Source organism: Mitsuokella sp. oral taxon 131 str. W9106 (assembly GCF_000469545.1).
Classification (GTDB): domain Bacteria; phylum Bacillota; class Negativicutes; order Selenomonadales; family Selenomonadaceae; genus AWVT01.
Window position 1 is genome coordinate 225,273 of sequence record NZ_KI273051.1, and the last position, 16,651, is coordinate 241,923.

Annotated in this window: 11 protein-coding genes; 9 read left to right on the forward strand and 2 right to left on the reverse strand. The window is 57.8% G+C overall.

Features of this window, described 5'->3' with window-relative positions:
* The first annotated feature begins 207 nt into the window (after nucleotides 1-207).
* The 5 genes from HMPREF1985_RS01650 to rsmI are packed head-to-tail and all read left to right on the forward strand — an operon-like array spanning nucleotide 208 to nucleotide 4,451.
* A complete protein-coding gene (locus tag HMPREF1985_RS01650) occupies nucleotides 208-639 on the forward strand; it encodes a YaaR family protein (RefSeq protein WP_369758547.1) in 432 nt (143 codons plus the stop codon).
* Complete coding sequence (gene holB, locus HMPREF1985_RS01655) at nucleotides 639-1,664, forward strand: DNA polymerase III subunit delta' (RefSeq protein WP_021770688.1); 1,026 nt, start codon at nucleotides 639-641, stop codon at nucleotides 1,662-1,664. The genes HMPREF1985_RS01650 and holB overlap by 1 nt, the downstream gene beginning before the upstream one ends.
* Before the next feature lie 18 nt (nucleotides 1,665-1,682).
* Nucleotides 1,683-2,819, forward strand: a complete 1,137-nt coding sequence (gene ricT / locus HMPREF1985_RS01660; RefSeq protein ID WP_021770689.1) for a PSP1 domain-containing protein — start codon at nucleotides 1,683-1,685, stop codon at nucleotides 2,817-2,819.
* Nucleotides 2,816-3,556, forward strand: a complete 741-nt coding sequence (locus HMPREF1985_RS01665) for a tRNA1(Val) (adenine(37)-N6)-methyltransferase (protein WP_021770690.1) — start codon at nucleotides 2,816-2,818, stop codon at nucleotides 3,554-3,556. The genes ricT and HMPREF1985_RS01665 overlap by 4 nt, the downstream gene beginning before the upstream one ends.
* Nucleotides 3,543-4,451, forward strand: coding sequence for a 16S rRNA (cytidine(1402)-2'-O)-methyltransferase (gene rsmI, locus HMPREF1985_RS01670; RefSeq protein WP_021770691.1), 909 nt, complete (start codon nucleotides 3,543-3,545; stop codon nucleotides 4,449-4,451). The genes HMPREF1985_RS01665 and rsmI overlap by 14 nt, the downstream gene beginning before the upstream one ends.
* A 145-nt stretch (nucleotides 4,452-4,596) precedes the next feature.
* Here rsmI and HMPREF1985_RS01675 read toward each other — a convergent pair whose 3' ends face one another.
* A complete protein-coding gene (locus HMPREF1985_RS01675; protein ID WP_021770692.1) occupies nucleotides 4,597-5,817 on the reverse strand; it encodes an NAD(P)-dependent oxidoreductase in 1,221 nt (406 codons plus the stop codon).
* Between the two features lie 167 nt (nucleotides 5,818-5,984).
* Here HMPREF1985_RS01675 and HMPREF1985_RS01680 point away from each other — a divergent pair, with 167 nt between their 5' ends.
* The 4 genes from HMPREF1985_RS01680 to HMPREF1985_RS01695 all read left to right on the forward strand — a co-directional run bounded on the left by HMPREF1985_RS01680 (nucleotide 5,985) and on the right by HMPREF1985_RS01695 (nucleotide 15,692).
* A complete protein-coding gene (locus HMPREF1985_RS01680) occupies nucleotides 5,985-6,890 on the forward strand; it encodes a DMT family transporter (protein ID WP_040636709.1) in 906 nt (301 codons plus the stop codon).
* A 169-nt stretch (nucleotides 6,891-7,059) separates the two neighbouring features.
* The gene (gene rpoB / locus HMPREF1985_RS01685) at nucleotides 7,060-10,773 is read left to right on the forward strand and encodes a DNA-directed RNA polymerase subunit beta (RefSeq protein ID WP_021770696.1); all 3,714 of its coding nucleotides are present in this window, start codon (nucleotides 7,060-7,062) and stop codon (nucleotides 10,771-10,773) included.
* A gap of 23 nt (nucleotides 10,774-10,796) precedes the next feature.
* Entirely contained in the window at nucleotides 10,797-14,798 is a 4,002-nt protein-coding gene (rpoC, locus tag HMPREF1985_RS01690) for a DNA-directed RNA polymerase subunit beta' (protein ID WP_040636711.1), read from the forward strand.
* Nucleotides 14,799-14,864: 66 nt separating this feature from the next.
* Nucleotides 14,865-15,692 carry an Mrp/NBP35 family ATP-binding protein gene (locus tag HMPREF1985_RS01695; protein ID WP_021770698.1) on the forward strand — a complete coding sequence of 276 codons (828 nt, stop codon included), beginning with the start codon at nucleotides 14,865-14,867 and terminating at the stop codon, nucleotides 15,690-15,692.
* 79 nt (nucleotides 15,693-15,771) lie between these two features.
* Here the strand turns inward: HMPREF1985_RS01695 and HMPREF1985_RS01700 are convergent, their stop codons facing one another.
* The gene (locus HMPREF1985_RS01700) at nucleotides 15,772-16,368 is read right to left on the reverse strand and encodes a restriction endonuclease subunit S (RefSeq protein WP_021770699.1); all 597 of its coding nucleotides are present in this window, start codon (nucleotides 16,366-16,368) and stop codon (nucleotides 15,772-15,774) included.
* Between the last annotated feature and the right edge of the window lie 283 nt (nucleotides 16,369-16,651).

Below are 16,651 nucleotides of genomic sequence, written 5' to 3' on the forward strand. Positions count from 1 at the left end.
GGGCTATGGCAAAACGCGAAAGCATTGCCATAGCCCCGGCTTGCCTGACCATATGCTTTGCTATCATATTCCTTGCCTAAATAAGCGAAACCCGTTATAATTTATAAAAAAAGCCTAGACTGGCTTTATCCGCAGCTTGGGACGGGGCGAGAAATCCCGCTGGGCAATAAAGAAACAGGTGATAGCATGCCGATGAAGATCGACACAATGACGGCACATGGCCCGTCGATGTCTCGCGTTCACAACGATGACGAGCATATACAGGAAGCGGACACGGATTTTTCGACGGAACTCATGGATCAGGAGGATACACTCTCGACGGAAGCGCTCGACAAGCTGCTCAAGAAGATCGATGAGCAGGGCGCACGCCTCTCGAAGACGCCGACGTACGACGAGCTGAAGTCGTATCGCTCGCTCATCAAGAGCTTTGTCAGCGAGGCCGTGGGGCATATGTACGAGCTGCGCATGCAGGCGGGCTGGGATCGTATGGGACGGCAGAAATCGTACACGACCGTCCGCAAGATCGACAGGAAGCTTGAGGAGATGGCAGAGAAGATTCGCCTCGGACAGGCAGATCAGCTCGCCATCATCGAGAGCCATGACCAGATTCGCGGCATGCTCGTCGATCTCTACACGTAATGGAATCGGATGTTTCGCTGCGCTTTGAGGCAGTGCTCGGCCATGCAGAGCAAAAGGCAGAACTTCAGATGATGCTCGGCGAAAAGCGCCTGCCGCATGCACTCCTTTTCACTGGACCTGAGGGTGTCGGCAAAAGGCGTCTTGCATACGTGCTCGCGGCAGCGCTTCTTTGCGGCGCAGAGGACGGACGCCCCTGCGGTGCGTGCAGCTCATGCCGTGCGCTGCACGCAGGGACGAATCCAGATTTCTGCGAGGCGCGGCCGGAGCAGGCGGGAAAGTCTGCCGCACAGATCCGCATCGACCAGATTCGGGCGATCTGCGCGGAGGCGTCGCGTTTTTCGGATGCGGGCAGAGGGCGCGTCATCCTGATAGATGATGCAGACCGCATGAATGAGGCGGCGCAGAACAGTCTCTTGAAGACGCTTGAGGAGCCTGCGGGGCAAGTGACGTTCATCCTAGTGACGAGCGTGCGAAATGCCCTGCTCGATACGATTCGCTCGCGTTGCATTCCCATCTCGTTCGGCGCGCTTTCCGAAACGATCCTCCGGGAGGCACTCGCGGCGCGCAATATCCCCGCAGCAGAGGCTGAAGCGGTTGCCGCGCTCGCAGACGGAAGCCTTGGACGTGCCATCCGCCTCGCAGAGGGAGGCGGGCTCGCAAAGCGGGACGCGGCGCTTTCGTTTTTGGAGGAACTCCCTGTGCTTGCGATGGAACGCATTTTCCCTCTTGCCGAAGCGATGGGCAAGGGGGAACGTGATGCCCTTTCCGCATGGTTTTCGTATGTGATGATGGCACTTCGCGATATGCTCGTCCTTTACGAGGACGGAGGAAGCCCCCTCCTCTACAATAAGGACGTGCGCGAGCGCCTTGCCGCACTTCTTTCGATTTATTCGAAAGCGAGCCTCTTTGATTTGCTTGCTCTCGCGTGCGAGGCGCAGAAGCGCCTGCAGGCAAATGTGAGCCTGCGGCTTCTGATGGAAGGCTTTTTGATTCGCGCCCGCGATAGGTGTGGCGCTTCGATATAGATAGAACAGGAGAAGAGTTTGGAGACGATTATCGGCGTTCGCTTTAAAAAGGCGGGCAAAGTTTATTATTTCAGCCCTGGAGCACTTACAGTCGAAAAGGATGACCGCGTCGTCGTGGAGACATTGCGCGGCGTGGAATGCGGAACGGTCGTGCTCGCACCGCGCGAGGTGACGCCCAAAGAGATGGTGCACCCACTGAAGATCGTACAGCGCCTGGCAAATGAAGGCGATCTCAAGCGCATGGAGGAGAATAAGAAGCGTGAGAGGGAAGCGTTCGGGATCGGCGTGGAAAAAATTCGTGCCCGCCATCTCTCGATGAAGCTCATCGATGTCGAGTATGCATTTGATATGAGCCGCATCACGTTTTACTTCACAGCGGATGGACGCATTGATTTCCGCGAGCTCGTCAAGGATCTCGCAGCTGTATTCCGCACGCGTATTGAGCTTCGTCAGATCGGCGTGCGTGATGAGGCGAAGCTCATGGGCGGCATCGGATGCTGCGGACGCCCGCTCTGCTGCGCTTCGTTCCTCGGTGATTTCGAGCCGGTCTCGATCCGGATGGCGAAGGAGCAGAATCTCTCGCTCAATCCGACGAAGATCTCGGGCATATGCGGCAGGCTTATGTGCTGCTTGAAGTACGAGAGCAACTGCTACGACGGTGAGGGCGGCTGCTGCGCAAGGCAGCAACGCGTGCAGGCACCCGAGCAGGGGAGCCATGTCGCAACAGCCGATGGCGATGGCAAGGTCATCTCGATCAATTATCAGCGCCGTATGGCGACAATTCTTCTCGACAACAGCCGTACGGTCGTGACTTCGTGGGAAGATGTTGTCGCATCGGATGCGCAATCGGATGAACCGGAAGGCGCTTATGCGCGGCGTGATGCGCGTGAGACCAAAGAAGGGCACCGTCGCAGCCGCCATGCGCAGGACGGGCGCGAACGGCGCGTGAATGCGCCGCATGAGACGAAAGACCGAGAGGCGAAACGCATAGGAAGCGATGGATCGCGGCGCTGCAGCCGCTCGCAGGATAATAGGCGCGAGCGGGCGCAGGGGCGGAAAAACCGTCGCGATGCGCAGCAGAATCGACGCGGGAGCGCGACGCACACGCAGCAGGATAGGCGCGAAGATACGAAACAAAAGGGCGAGCCCAAATGAGGGAAGTGGCGCTCCGACAAGATGAGCGGCTAGACGATCTCTGCTTTCACGGGCGGCACATCATCCAGAACACGAAGGAGTTTTGCTTTTCGCTGGATGCGGTGCTGCTCGCGCATTTTTTGCCCATCAAAGCACGTGACCACGTCTTGGAGCTCGGCACGGGAACGGGGGCAATCCCGCTGCTCATCGCAGATGCGGCATCGCATATCGAGGCGGTGGAGATTAGCCCCGTCATGGCGGAGCTCGCTGCGCGCAATGTCTACCTGAATGGGCTCGAAGAGAAGATCGCCGTTCGCGAGGGCGATTACCGCAAGATTGCAGATCTCTGCACGGCAGAAACGTTTGATGTCGTGCTTTCCAACCCGCCGTATCGGCCACTTCTGTGCGGCAAGGCGAGCGGTCGTGCAGGCGTCGCACGCGCACGTCATGAACTCACGGCGACACTCGCAGATGTCTGCCGTGCCGCACGCTATGCGCTGCGCTATGGCGGACGCTTTGCGATGGTGCATATCCCGGAGCGCTTGGCTGAAATCTTCGCCGCGCTCCGTGCGAACCAAATGGAGCCGAAACGTCTCAGGCTCATCCAGCCAAGGGAGGAAAAAGAGCCGAACCTCCTGCTCGTCGAGGCCGTCGTGGGCGGGGCGTCAGGCGGGCTGCGCATCCTACCGCCGCTCATCGTCCACGAGGCAGATGGCAGATATACGCGAGAGGTTCGGCAGATTTATGGGATGGAGTGAGACGGCGATGGACGAGAGGACGACGGAAATGAGCAAGGCACAGGTCGGACGTCTCTATCTCTGCGCGACACCGATCGGCAATCTCGGCGATATGACGTATCGTGCCGTGCGGATGCTTGCTGAGGCAGAGCTTATCGCGGCAGAGGATACGCGGCATACGCGGCAGCTTTTGACCCATTTTGACATTCATACGCGCCTCACAAGCTATCATGAACATAATAAATTCGAGAAAGGGCCTGAACTTGTCGATTGGATGCTTGCAGGGCATGATCTTATCTGTGTCAGCGATGCAGGGCTCCCCGGCATATGCGACCCCGGAAGCCATCTTGCAGAACTCGCCATTGCGGCGGGCATCGAAGTCTCGCCGCTGCCCGGTGCGAACGCAGGTCTTTCGGCGCTGGTCTGCTCCGGGCTGCCGGCCCATCGGTTTGCCTTCGTCGGATTCCTGCCGAAGACGGCGAAGAAACAGAAGGAGGTACTTGAAGAGGTGCGCACGCATCGAGAGACACTCATTTTGTACGAGGCGCCGCACCATCTGCTCGCGACGCTGAACATGCTCGTGCTCGTGCTCGGCGGTACGCGCCGCGCTGCTGCCTGCCGCGAACTCACGAAGCGTTTTGAGGAGTTCCGGCGCGCGACACTCGCAGAGCTCGCAGCCTACTACGCGGCGAACGAGCCGCGCGGCGAGTTCGTCCTCATCGTCGAGGGCGCGCGCGAAGCGGAAGATGCGGCAGAGGAGAAACGCACGCAGAACCCTGTCGGCGCATATCTCGCACATCTCGCGTCAGGCATGGAGAAGAAGGAAGCCATGCGTGCTGCGGCAAAGGAACTCGGCATCAGCCGTCGCGACATTTACAACGCCGTGCTCGCAGCGGAGCGAGATGGAAATGTATAAAGCATAAAAATGGATAAAGCGCGAATAAGACGCATTGCGGCATGCTTGCCCTGGAGCAAAAGCCTGCAGGGTTGTCAATCATGTGGTACGTTCGCCCGATGCGGTTCGAACATAAGGGACATAGATCCGGGCGAACGGACTGGTTTCAGTCGCATTCCATCAAAAACGTTTCCATCGCTTCCGCTACGCGCTTCGCCTCGCGCATGACGGTCACAACGTTGCCGGGCCCCATGACGACGTCGCCGGCGGAAAAGACACCTTTTCGCGTCGTCGCACCTGTTTCATCGACATTGATGAGCCCGCGGTCATTGACGGTGAGTCCTGTCGTCGAGCGGACGATCTTATCCTTTGGCGCTTGGCTGACGGCGATGATCGTGCTGTCGGCGGGCGTGAGCACGGGCTCGTCCTCGCTCGTGAGATTGCCTTCTTCGTCGAAGTGACGGTCAAAAAGCATCGGACCGTCCTTCGTGATGGAGTGGACGCCTTTGCCGAACTCGAACTCGACACCGTCCGCTTGCGCATACTCGAATTCACGGCGGCTCGCGCGTGCTTTTGCGCTGCGCCCGTAGATCGTGACGAAGCGGCTGCCCTTGCGGATTGCCGTGCGTGCTGCATCGATGGCACTGTTGCCCGATCCGATGATGGCGACGCGGTCACCGAGGTTGTAGGCGTCGGGATTCTGGAGATAGTCGACGGCGTAGTGGCAGTTCCCGAGGCTCTCGCCCTTGACGCCGAGACCGCGTGCACGCCATACGCCGGAGCCGATGAAGATCGCATCGTAGCCGTCATCGAAAAGACGGTCGAGCGCAATGACGCCGCCGATCGTCGTATTGGGGCGGAAGTGTATGCCGAGCTCCGTGAGGACTTTTTGGTAACGGGCCAGTACCGTATGCGGCAGGCGGAATGCGGGGATGCCGTAGCGCATCATGCCGCCGATCTTGCTCTTGCGCTCGAAAATCGTCACTTCATGGCCTTTCTGCGCGAGTTTGATCGCGACGGTGAGGCCGGCAGGACCCGATCCAATGACCGCTACGCTCTTTCCCGTTTTCGGTGCGCACGTGAGTGCGATGCGGTCAAGGTAGATGTCGGAGATGTAGTGCTCAATGCTCGAAATCTGCACAGGCGCACCCTTTCGTCCCTGGATGCAATTGCCTTCGCACTGCGCCTCGTGATCGCAGACGAGCGAGCAGATCACGCTCATGGGATTGTTTTCAAAGAGCATGGAGCCAGCCTCGTTGATGTTCCCGTTGAGGAAGAGGCGGATCATTTCCGGTACATTCGTCTGAGCGGGACAGCCCTTCAGCCGGCAGAGGGGCTTTTTGCATTGGAGACAGCGCTTGGATTCATTGATTACATGGATTGCCATTGTCTATCACCCACCTATCGTAATGTCATCTTCATTATTTTATCCTATGATATTCCTCTTGACAACCGCTTTTATTCGCTTTTATTATAATAATTATTTTCGTTTATATCACGGGGGATAAGAGCATGTTGCAATTCGAGCAAGCATGCTTGGCAAGGAGACCGGCTATGCACTTTCGCGGAAACTTGATCTTGCTCTTGGCGGCGTTTATTTGGGGGACGACGTTCGTCGCGCAGGTCGTGGGCATGGACGGTGTTGGGCCGTTCACATACGCAGCTTCGCGCTTTGCGCTCGGCTTTCTCTTTCTGCTCGGACTGTGGCGATTTTATCGTCCCGTACGCGTCGCGGGCAAAAAAGCGGGCACGTACCAGTCGGGCTGGAAGCCCGGTGTCATTGCCGGGCTCTGCATGTTCGTCGGCGTTTCGATGCAGCAGGTTGCCATGCTCTACACGACGGCAGGCAAGACGGCATTTATCACGGCACTCTATATCATCCTTGTGCCGATCGGTGCTGTCCTGCTCGGCAAGAAGCTTCATGTTGAAAATTGGATTGGGGCGGGGCTCGCCATCACGGGACTCTATTTCCTTTCGATCCGGGGGGAGACTGCAATTGGCCTGGGCGATGGGATCGTGCTCGTGAGCTCGCTCTTTTGGACGATGCAGATTCTCTTCATTGATCGATTTGCTGCGCTTGTCGATCCGATTGAGCTATCCGCCGCGCAGATCGGCACGTGTTTCGCCCTGAGCGCGATCGGGGCGATCCTTTTTGAACCCATTCATATGGGAAACGTTCTTGCGGCATGGGTACCGATCTGTTACGGCGGCATTATGTCGGCGGGGGTCGCCTACACGCTTCAAATCGTCGGGCAGCGATACGCTGAGCCGGGGCAGGCGGCGATCCTCATGAGCTTTGAGGCACCCTTTTGTGCGGTATCGAGCTGGCTCATTCTCGGCGAGGTCATGACGATGGCACAGGTCGCAGGATGTGCGCTCATGATGGCGGGCACGACCGTCGCACAGATTCGGCCGCTTTTCCCTTTGCTGGGGCTTGACAAAAAAAAAGAAGTATGCTAACGTAATGAGCTACAGGAAATTAAATGGGGATTACTATGCACAAATGGAAAGGGCACGGGCAGTTTTTCGGGAAAAAGCATGGCCTTGTGCTTTTTTGTGCTTGTTTTGTTCCTATGAAATCTCCGTACGAATGCAATTTAGGAAACAAAGCTAAGAGGTGAAGGCTTTCATGTTTAATCCTGTGCCAGTGGGCAAAAGAACCAGGTATAGCTACGCCAAGATCAAAGAGGTCATGGAGATGCCGCACTTGCTGGATATTCAGCGGAGCAGCTACCAATGGTTTCTTGAAAAAGGCTTGCAGGAAATCTTCCATGACATTTCGCCAATTCAAGATTTCTCTGGGAATCTTGTCCTTTCGTTCGAGAGCTTCTCGCTTGGAGAACCTAAGTATGAGCTCGACGAGTGCAAGGAGCGTGATGTCACGCTGGCAGCGCCGCTTCGCGTCAATGTCCGCCTCATCAATCGCGAAACGGGCGAGATCAAGGAGCAGGAAGTCTTTATGGGCGACTTCCCGCTCATGACTGACACGGGAACTTTCATCATTAACGGCGCAGAGCGTGTCATCGTCAGCCAGCTCGTCCGTTCGCCGGGTGCATACTATGGCGAAGAGATGGATCCGACGGGCAAGCACCTCTACAACGCGACGTTCATCCCGAACCGCGGTGCGTGGATTGAGCTTGAGTCCGATGCGAACGATGTCGTTTCCGTTCGCATCGACCGCACCCGCAAGATGCCGGTGACGTACTTTATCCGCGCGCTCGGCTTCGCCTCCGATACGCAGATCATCGACCTTTTCGGCGAGGATCCGCGTATTTTGGCTACGATGGAGCGTGACGGCGACGACATCAAGACACAGGGCAGGGCCGTCATCGAGATCTATCGCCGCCTGCGTCCAGGGGAGCCTGCGAACGAAGACAATGCGACGCAGCTTTTAAATGCGCTTTTTTTTGACCCGAAGCGTTACGACCTCGCGACGGTCGGCCGCTACAAGATCACGAAGAAGCTCGGTTGGAAGCACCGTATCCTCGGCAAAGTGCTCGCTGAGCCGATCATCGATAAGGCGACAGGCGAGGTCGTCATTCCAGATGGCGAGGTCGTCACGGAAGCAATGCTCGACGCTGTAGACATGGCGCGTGAACGCGAGATCTTCGGGGAGGGCAGCCTCATCAAGCTTCGCCTCCTGCGCAAGGATGGCTCGAAGATCCGACTGCTCTGCTCGCCGACGCTCGACATCCATGATCGGACGATTACGAAAAACGATATTCTCGCGTCGATCAGCTATCTGTTGAATCTCATGGACGGCTTTGGCACGACGGATGATATCGATCACCTTGGCAACCGCCGCGTCCGCGCCGTAGGCGAACTCCTTCAGAATCAGTTCCGCATCGGCCTTTCGCGCATGGAGCGCGTCGTGCGCGAGCGCATGACGATCCAGGACGTTGATGTCATCACGCCGCAGGCACTTATAAACATCCGTCCGGTCGTTGCGGCGGTCAAGGAGTTCTTCGGCTCCTCGCAGCTCTCGCAGTTCATGGACCAGCACAATCCGCTCTCCGAACTCACGCATAAGCGCCGTCTTTCAGCGCTTGGCCCGGGCGGACTCTCGCGCGAGCGTGCGGGCTTCGAGGTTCGCGACGTTCACAACTCGCACTACGGCCGCATGTGCCCAGTCGAGTCGCCGGAAGGGCCGAACATCGGCCTCATCGGTTCGCTCGCGACGTATGCACGCGTCAATCAGTTCGGCTTCATGGAAACGCCGTATCGCCGCGTCGACAAGGAGAAAAAGCAGGTCACGGACGAGGTCCGCTACCTCACGGCGGACGAGGAGGACGAGCTCGTCATCGCACAGGCGAATGAGCCGCTTGACGAAAACGAATGGTTCGTGCACGAGCGCGTCACGGTCCGTCATAATGAGGAGACGACGCAGATGCCGCGTGACCGCGTCGATTACATGGACGTGAGCCCGCGGCAGGTCTTCTCCATTGCAACGGCGATGATCCCGTTCCTCGAAAACGACGATGCGAACCGCGCCCTCATGGGCGCGAACATGCAGCGCCAGGCTGTCCCGCTCCTGCGCACGCAGGCACCGCTCGTTGGCACGGGCATGGAGTACAAGGCGGCTTGCGACTCCGGCGTCATGGTGCTCGCGCGTCGAGCCGGCACGGTCGAAGAGGTCACAGCGGACCATATCCGCATTCGCACGGACAACGGCGAGGTCGATCGTTACAAATTACAGAAATTCCTGCGTTCCAATCAGGGAACTTGCATCAATCAGACGCCGATCGTCTACAAGGGCGAACGCGTCGAGGAGCATCAGCCGATCGCAGATGGCCCGTCGACGGATCATGGCGAGCTCGCACTCGGCTACAACATCATCGTTGCTTATATGCCTTGGGAAGGCTACAACTACGAGGATGCCGTTCTCCTTTCGGAGAACCTCGTCAAGCGTGACATTTACACGTCGATCCACATTGAGGAATATGAGTGCGATGCGCGCGATACGAAGCTCGGGCCTGAGGAAATCACGCGCGACATCCCGAACGTCGCAGAAGAAGCACTCAAGGACCTCGACGAAGAGGGCATCATTTCGATCGGCGCCGACGTGCGTCCCGGCGATATCCTCGTCGGCAAGGTCACGCCGAAAGGCGAGACGGAGCTTACGGCAGAGGAGCGGCTCCTGCGCGCCATCTTTGGCGAAAAGGCACGGGAAGTGCGCGATACGTCGTTGCGCGTGCCGCATGGCGAGCAAGGCAAGATCGTCGATGTCAAGATATTCAGCCGCGAGAACAACGATGAGCTTCCGCCTGGGGTCAACCGTCTCGTGCGTGTCTACATCGCGCAGAAGCGCAAGATCTCAGTCGGCGATAAGATGGCAGGCCGCCACGGCAACAAGGGTGTCGTCTCGCGCATCATGCGTCAGGAGGATATGCCGTTCCTGCCGGACGGCACGCCGGTTGACATCGTGCTGAACCCGCTCGGCGTCCCGTCCCGCATGAACATCGGACAGGTGCTTGAGGTACATCTCGGCATGGCGGTACGTGAACTCGGCAAGCAGATCCGAGCGGGCGATCCGATGGTCGAGTCGCGCCTGCGCGAAGCGGGCTACGACTTCGATACGTACGGCATGCCCGTTCCGGACGTCGCGGGCGTCCACATCGCAACGCCGGTTTTCGACGGCGCAGGCGAGAACGACGTCTTTGGAACCGTGAAGATCGCAGGGCTTCCTGCCGACGGCAAGACGGTGCTTTACGACGGCCGCACGGGCGAACCGTTCGAAAACCGCGTCACGGTTGGCTGCACGTACTTCCTCAAACTGCATCATCTCGTCGACGACAAGATCCATGCGCGTTCGACAGGACCATACTCCCTCGTCACGCAGCAGCCGCTCGGCGGCAAGGCACAGTTCGGCGGACAGCGTTTCGGCGAGATGGAGGTTTGGGCACTCGAAGCTTACGGCGCAGCGTATACGCTCCAGGAGATCCTGACGGTCAAGTCCGACGATGTCGTCGGACGCGTCAAGGCGTACGAGGCGATCGTCAAGGGGGAGAACATTCCCGAGCCGGGCGTGCCGGAATCGTTCAAAGTCCTGATCAAGGAGCTGCAGTCCATCGGTTTGGATATCAAGGTGCTCAATGAGGATGCGAAGGAAATCATGATTCACGATGAAGAGGACGAAGACATCAATGAAACGGCGAAGAACCTCGATCTCGACGTCGCTGGCGTCGACCCGGAAAAGGGCGCTGCACCGAAAGCGGAGGGAGGCACCTACGAAGACACTGAAAATCCCGATGACGAAAGCACGGATGATATCATTGCCGATCTCGGAAGCCTCGGCTCGATCGTAGAACCCGATGCAGAAGACAGCGGAAATGACGAGAAGTAAAGCAAGAAGGGAGTGTCATCTCTTTGCTGGATGTAAATAATTTTGATTCGATGCGCATAGGGCTTGCCTCTCCGGAGAAAATCCGCGAGTGGTCCTATGGCGAGGTCAAGAAGCCGGAGACCATCAACTACCGCACGCTCAAGCCGGAGCGTGACGGTCTCTTCTGTGAGCGCATCTTCGGACCGACGCGCGACTGGGAATGCCATTGCGGCAAGTACAAGCGAATCCGCTACAAGGGCATCATCTGTGACCGCTGCGGCGTCGAAGTCACGCGCGCAAAGGTGCGTCGTGAGCGCATGGGACACATCGAGCTCGCGGCGCCGGTCTCGCACATTTGGTATTTCAAGGGCATTCCGAGCCGCATGGGGCTGATTCTCGACATTTCGCCCCGCGCACTCGAAAAAGTGCTTTACTTCGCTTACTACATCGTACTCGATCCAGGCGAGAACACGGATCTTGCCAAAAAGAGCCTGCTCTCGGAAAAAGAGTACCACGATGCACTGGAAAAGTACGGCAATACGTTCCGCGTTGGCATGGGCGCGGAGGCGGTCAAGGAGCTCCTTGAGGAGCTTGACCTCGACCACATGAGCGAGGTGCTCAGCAAGGAAATCCGCACGGGCTCGGGACAGAAGAAGGTTCGTGCAATCCGTCGCCTCGAAGTCGTCGAGGCGTTCCGCAAGTCGGGCAATAAGCCGTCGTGGATGATCCTCGACGTCGTCCCCGTCATCCCGCCGGAGCTGCGCCCGATGGTGCAATTAGACGGCGGCCGTTTCGCGACGAGCGATCTCAACGATCTCTACCGCCGCGTCATCAACCGCAACAATCGCTTGAAACGGCTTCTTGAGCTTGGCGCGCCCGATATCATCGTGCGCAATGAGAAGCGCATGCTGCAGGAGGCCGTCGATGCACTCATCGACAATGGTCGCCGCGGACGTCCTGTCACAGGACCCGGCAACCGTCCTTTGAAGTCGCTTTCCGATATGCTCAAGGGCAAGCAGGGACGTTTCCGCCAGAACCTGCTTGGCAAGCGCGTCGACTATTCCGGCCGTTCCGTTATCGTCGTCGGCCCGGAACTCAAGCTCCACCAATGCGGACTGCCGAAGGCCATGGCGCTCGAACTGTTCAAGCCGTTCGTCATGAAGAAGCTCGTCGCTTCCGGCGCCGCGCACAATATCAAATCAGCGAAGCGCATGGTCGAACGTGCGAAGGACGAAGTCTGGGACGTGCTCGAGGACGTCATTCGCGAGCATCCCGTGCTCCTGAACCGAGCCCCGACGCTTCACCGCCTTGGCATTCAGGCATTTGAGCCGGTGCTCACCGAGGGGCACGCACTGAAGCTCCATCCGCTTGCCTGCACGGCGTACAACGCGGACTTCGACGGCGACCAGATGGCCATCCATCTTCCGCTTTCGGCAGAGGCACAGACCGAGGCGCGTATTCTCATGCTCGCAGCGAACCATATCCTCGCGCCGAAGGACGGAAAGCCGATCATCGTGCCGACGCAGGACATGGTGCTCGGCTCGTACTACCTCACGATCCTGCGCCCAGGCGCGCGCGGTGAGGGCAAGGTCGTCACGGGCATTTCCGAGGCACTCCTTGCGTATCAGCAGCATGACATCGAGATCCAGGCACCGATCAAGTGCCGCATCGAAGGCTACGGGATCGTCAATACCTCGCTCGGACGCATGATCTTCAACGAGATCCTGCCGAAGGAGCTCCGCTACTATCGCCAGGATAAGGAGACGGGCGAGTGGGCGCTTGGAATCCTCATGAACAAGAAAGAGCTCGGCAAGCTCGTCGCGAACTGCTATAATCATTTCGGTGCGACGAAGACGGCTGAGGTCATCGACAGTGTCAAGAATCTCGGCTATCACTATGCCTGCATCGCGGGCATGACGGTCGCCATCTCCGACGTCATCGTGCCGCCGAAGAAGAAGACGATCATCGCAGATACACAGCAGATCGTCAACAAAGTGGAGCACCAGTTCAGCCGCGGTCTCATCACGGAGGACGAGCGCTACCACAAGGTCGTCAACCTTTGGTCTAAGGCGACGGACGACGTCGCAGACGCCATGATGGAAAACATGGACGCGTTCAACCCGATCTTCATGATGGCGGACTCCGGCGCTCGCGGCAACAAGCAACAGATGCGCCAGCTCGCCGGCATGCGCGGCCTCATGGCCGATCCTTCGGGCAAGATCATCGATCTTCCAATCACGGCGAATTTCCGCGAAGGGCTTTCCGTTTCCGATTACTTTATTTCATCGCATGGTGCACGCAAAGGCCTCGCCGATACAGCACTCCGTACGGCAGATTCGGGCTACCTCACGCGTCGCCTCGTCGACGTCGCGCAGGACGTCATCGTTCGCGAAGAGGACTGCGACGTCTCGACGCTCGATCTCGTCCAGTCGCGTGCGCGCCTCGCGCCGTCGACGTTCGACGCACTCGAGATTCTGAACGACAGCCTCATGGGACGCCTTCTCGGCGCTGCGGTATACGACCCTGAGACGCAGGAGAAGCTTTTTGAGCGCGACACGATTCTCGGGATCGACGAACTCGCGGAGATCGGCGAGAGGGGCGTCAAGGAAATCATGGTGCGCGGTTCGTCGCTTGCTTCCGAGGCGGCATACTCGAATGCGATGGTCACCGAGGTAATCGCACTCGGCGAGCCGGACGAAGCGGAGCGCGAGAAAATTCACGCTACCATGTTCAAGGAAATGAGCGGCAAGGAAGTCACGCGCGATGTCACGACGAGCGACGGTGAGGTCGTCGTTGCAGCGGGCAGCAAGCTGGATGAGAAAATGATTCAGCGTATCCTCGATTGCGATGCGAAGGAACTCCGCGTCCGCAACAACAACGTGCGCGGCATCGAAGTCGAAGCGATCAAGGAAGGCGACGGTGTCATTGAGTCACTCGCAGAGCGCATCGTCGGACGATTCCTCGCCGAGAATATCGACGACCCCAAGACGGGCGAGCGCATCGCTTCGATCAATGACATGGTGAGCGGCGACCTCGCAAAGCGCATCGAGAAGGTTCGTGATCGCGTCTCGATCCGCAGTGTCCTCACGTGCAAATCGCAGTTCGGCGTCTGCGTCAAGTGCTATGGCCGCGACCTTGCCAATCAGGCAGAAGTCGAGATCGGCGAGGCAGTCGGCACGATTGCCGCACAGTCGATCGGGGAGCCGGGCACGCAGCTCACCATGCGGACCTTCCATTCGGGCGGCGTCGCAGGCGAGGATATCACGCAGGGCCTTCCGCGCGTCGAGGAGCTCTTCGAGGCGCGCAAGCCGAAGCATCATGCCATCATATCCGAGATCGAAGGCGACGCCGAGATCGAGGATACGGGCAAGGGGATGCGCAAGGTCACGATCCGCCCCGAGGAAGGCGAGCCGCGCGAGTACGCGATTCCATACGGCGCACGCATGCACGTCAAGCAGGGCATGCACCTCATGCCGGGCGATCGCCTCACAGAAGGCTCCGTCAACCCGCATGATATCCTGCGGGTCTGCGGGCTGCAGGCGACCCAGCGCTACCTTGTCTACGAGGTGCAGAAAGTCTACAAGTCACAGGGTGTTGAGATCAACGACAAGCACATCGAGGTCATGGTTCGCCAGATGCTCCACAAGGTGAAAATCGAGGAGTCCGGCTCGACGGACTTCCTGCCCGGCGAGTACATCGACATCAACGCGTTTGAGGCGGCGAATACCAAGGCGATCGAGGAGGCAGGCGAGCCTGCCGTGGCTAAGCCCATCCTGCTCGGCATCACGAAGGCTTCGCTTGCGACGGACTCCTTCCTCTCTGCGGCTTCATTCCAGGAGACGACGCGCGTCCTCGCCGATGCCGCCATCAAGGGCAAGGTCGATCCGCTCATCGGTCTCAAAGAGAACGTCATCATCGGCAAGCTCATCCCCGCCGGAACGGGCATCAACCGCTACCGCAACCTGCAGGTCGTCGACAACGACCCGAAGCCTGCCGTAGCGGAGGAAGAAGAGCCTGCGGATGAAGGCGAGACGACCGGCGCGTAAGAATGAATCAAGGTCGTGGCACATGGCGTGGGTCATGTGCCACGATATTTTATAGGAGAAATCACCATGGCAGAAGGCTGTACGCATAACTGCTCATCCTGCGGCACGACCTGCGGGCAGGATACGCGCAAGAAAGACTTTCACGAAGCACCGCACGAGCTCAGCACCATCCGCCACGTCGTCTCTGTCGTCAGCGGCAAGGGCGGCGTCGGCAAGTCCCTCGTCACGGGGCTCATGGCGGTCGCGATGAGCCGCAAGGGCAAGCACGTCGGCATTTTGGATGCTGACATCACAGGCCCGTCCATCCCCAAGATGTTCGGCGTTTCGGGCGAAGTCACCGGCAGCGAGAAAGGCGCGTATCCCGTGAAGTCCGCGCACGGCATCGACATCGTCAGCATGAACCTCCTGCTCGACGATAAGACGGATCCCGTCGTTTGGCGCGGCCCTGTCATCAGCGGCGTCGTCAAGCAATTTTGGCACGACTTTATCTGGGAGGACGTGGACTACCTGTTCGTCGACATGCCGCCGGGCACGGGCGACGTGCCGCTTACCGTCATGCAGTCCATCCGCCTCGATGGCATCCTCATCGTCACGAGCCCGCAGGAGCTCGTCTCCATGATCGTCGAGAAAGCCGTCAAGATGGCGAGCCTCATGAACGTGCCGATTTTGGGTCTCATCGAAAACATGAGCTACTTTGCGTGCCCGGATTGCGGCAAGCACCACGAGATCTTCGGCAAGAGCCACATCGAGGAAATCGCGAAGACCTATGGGCTCGATGTCCTCGCGCGTATCCCGATTGTCCCGAACATCACCGCCGAGTGCGATGCGGGGCAGATCGAAACCTTCGAAAAGACATACGTCGACGAAGCAGTGGAAAGACTCCTCCGCGCATGAGGCTGCCATTCCGAAAACAGGGGCATTCGTTTTCGGAATGGAAAAGGCAGCTTTCCCAATGTTTGGGAAGCTGCCTTTTTTACGATAATTTCTGCGCCTCTCGCTCCGCAAGGAAGGACAAGTATTGCTCGTATTTCTTTCGCATCATGTTTATGATATACTGCTCCATATAAGCGTAATCTAGTTCGCCTATGTTATCGATTGGAAGCATGACACGTTCGCGCTTTATACCATCTTTGCTCCCCATATGCCCATAATTATACTTCGCACATGTTTGTTGAATCATTCGTGCCATAAATTCGCCTCGCAATAAATTCATGTCGTTGTTTCGTAGTATAAGAATCGACGAGCCAGCACCACCGCGACCAAGGAAAGCCATAGGCTGATAGAAAGAAGTTCCATCAACAGGACTTACCGTGATATAATTTCCATCATCCAATGGCTCGTTTGTCTTTGGCTTACAACATTTCATGACACCGTTATTGACTGCACCAGATGCAACGAACGGGATATTGCCAATCCCGTAGTCGTCTTTGTTTCTCGCTTTTGGTCTACTTACTTCGAAAAGGTTCTCGACGCGGAATAAATTCCAAGGCTTCTCCTGTAAAGCGGGGATGTTCCTGTATTCCAAATGGGCGAGTTGCTCAGCGACGTAGCTCCTATAACGCATAAGCATACCACCCCCCCCATTTTTGTGGTATACTTCGCCATATAACTGTAGTCAGGATCGTCGGAATCGGTTACTGGGAGCATGACATGAATTTTCGTTGCTCTCTTGTTTGATATGGATAATCCATGCCCGAAAAATCCATGCAAACCTGAAATGCATGCCGATAGGAAGAGCAGTTCATTTTGGTTTCGTCTATGTTTGGAGATAAGAGCAGTTACATGTGTGTCAAGCGTCATGTTCATGGGCTGATAATAGGAGTGTAGGTTTACAATACATGTGTTACAAAATC

What these genes read in the sequence shown, in the direction of transcription:
- HMPREF1985_RS01700 (WP_021770699.1), bottom strand. Translation starts at nt 16,368, where the DNA reads ATGCTTATGCGTTATAGGAGCTACGTCGCTGAGCAACTCGCCCATTTG.
- HMPREF1985_RS01665 (WP_021770690.1), top strand. Translation starts at nt 2,816, where the DNA reads ATGAGGGAAGTGGCGCTCCGACAAGATGAGCGGCTAGACGATCTCTGC.
- HMPREF1985_RS01680 (WP_040636709.1), top strand. Translation starts at nt 5,985, where the DNA reads ATGCACTTTCGCGGAAACTTGATCTTGCTCTTGGCGGCGTTTATTTGG.
- rpoB (WP_021770696.1), top strand. Translation starts at nt 7,060, where the DNA reads ATGTTTAATCCTGTGCCAGTGGGCAAAAGAACCAGGTATAGCTACGCC.
- rsmI (WP_021770691.1), top strand. Translation starts at nt 3,543, where the DNA reads ATGGGATGGAGTGAGACGGCGATGGACGAGAGGACGACGGAAATGAGC.
- holB (WP_021770688.1), top strand. Translation starts at nt 639, where the DNA reads ATGGAATCGGATGTTTCGCTGCGCTTTGAGGCAGTGCTCGGCCATGCA.
- HMPREF1985_RS01650 (WP_369758547.1), top strand. Translation starts at nt 208, where the DNA reads ATGACGGCACATGGCCCGTCGATGTCTCGCGTTCACAACGATGACGAG.
- HMPREF1985_RS01695 (WP_021770698.1), top strand. Translation starts at nt 14,865, where the DNA reads ATGGCAGAAGGCTGTACGCATAACTGCTCATCCTGCGGCACGACCTGC.
- HMPREF1985_RS01675 (WP_021770692.1), bottom strand. Translation starts at nt 5,817, where the DNA reads ATGGCAATCCATGTAATCAATGAATCCAAGCGCTGTCTCCAATGCAAA.